At 42.7% G+C, this 300-nt stretch carries 1 protein-coding gene; it reads right to left on the reverse strand.

Annotation, left to right across the window (positions count from 1 at the left end; genetic code table 11):
• Positions 1-300: hypothetical protein (locus PZH32_RS12960; protein WP_275208667.1), on the reverse strand; the 300-nt coding region annotated here is incomplete at both ends.

Genomic DNA, 300 nt, shown 5'->3' on the forward strand with positions numbered 1-300 from the left:
TGATCGATAGAATAACCATTTCTGTCAACAATTACTTTACCAGCATTGATAGCCGGTGAGTTTGCTGCCAGTTTGTATCCATCAAATTTTGTAGTAGCTGTCGGATCTTCATGCAGTCTTGCCTGCTTGTCCTCTGCTGCTGCAACCGGACCTGAACCTGCATCAACAAGTACTGCTGTTCCTGCGGATACCTTTACTGCATTTGCATCAGTTTGGTAATTGGATACATTGTAGTACAGGTTGTTGCTGTATGTCTTGTTATTTCCTGGATTCCAGTTTGTCGCATTAACCGATGTATCT

Source organism: Adlercreutzia equolifaciens, assembly GCF_029076695.1.
Lineage (GTDB): Bacteria > Actinomycetota > Coriobacteriia > Coriobacteriales > Eggerthellaceae > Adlercreutzia > Adlercreutzia equolifaciens_A.